Genomic DNA, 1,024 nt, shown 5'->3' with positions numbered 1-1,024 from the left:
CCCCACTCCTCGCCGCCCGCGCCGTCCAAGGCTTCCTGGCCGCCGCGATCCCGTCCGTGTCACTCGCCTACGCCGCGGAAGCCCTCCCACCGGCCCGCCGCGCCGTGGGCGTCACCGCCGTCTCCGGCTCATTCCTCCTGGCCGGCGTGATCGGCCAGGCCTACGCCCTGGGCGTCGACCAAGCGCTCGGCTGGCGCTGGGTCTTCTGGCTCCTGGCCCCGATGCTGCTGGCCGTCGCCCTCACCCTCACCCGCCTCCCCACCATCCCCCGCCCAACCCCCACCGCCCTGGCGACCACCTTCACCCGCCTGGCCGCCCTCCTCCGCCGCCCAGCGCTCCTGGTCGCCTACACGGCCAGCGTCACCCTTCTGCTGAGCTTCGTGGGCATGTACACCGCCCTCACCGCGACCGCCGGCGAGCGCTACGGCATCCACAGCGCGGTCGACCTGCTCCTGCTCCGCCTACCGGGCCTGCCCGGCATCGCGCTGGGCCTGTTCGCCGGCCCGCTCATCGCACGCTTCGGCGCCTACCGCATCGCACCCACCGCATTCCTCCTCGCCGCCGCCGGCCTGGCCCTGGAGGCGGCCTCCACCACGCTCCCCGTGCTGCTCGTCGGCAGCGCGATCTTCGTCGCGGGCCTCGCCGTCACCATCCCGGCGCTGGTCGCGCTGGTCGGCCGGGCCTCCGGCGAAGCACGCGGCGCGGGCTTGGCGGGCTACGGCTTCCTGGTCGGCCTGGGCGGCGGCGTCAGCCCGATCCTCGTGACCGCGCTGGCCCCGGCCGGATTCGCCGTCGTCTGCCTGACCCTGGCCGGCCTGCTCATCCTCGCGGCGGCCACCCTCGCCCTGGGCCCCCGCCCAACTCCCGCACCGACCACCGTCTGATCCCGGCTCCGGGCCCCGCTCCCGCATCTCCCGCTTTCCGCTCCGCTGCCGTGGCGCAGTGCGGTGCGGCGGTACCCGTTGTCCGGCGCGATGCGCGTCGTACGGCGGGGTGGCTGGGCGGGGTGGCGGTCGGTGGGGTG

General features: G+C 75.9%; 1 protein-coding gene. It reads left to right on the top strand.

The window, feature by feature from the left end:
- Nucleotides 1-884 (top strand): MFS transporter (locus tag ADK67_RS09765; RefSeq protein WP_053716090.1); only part of this gene is annotated, 884 nt, incomplete at its 5' end.
- Nucleotides 885-1,024 lie beyond the last annotated feature (140 nt).

The organism is Saccharothrix sp. NRRL B-16348 (assembly GCF_001280085.1).
Lineage (GTDB): Bacteria > Actinomycetota > Actinomycetes > Mycobacteriales > Pseudonocardiaceae > Actinosynnema.
The sequence above is the reverse complement of the archived record's forward strand: the minus strand, read 5'-3'. Positions and strand labels throughout refer to the sequence as shown.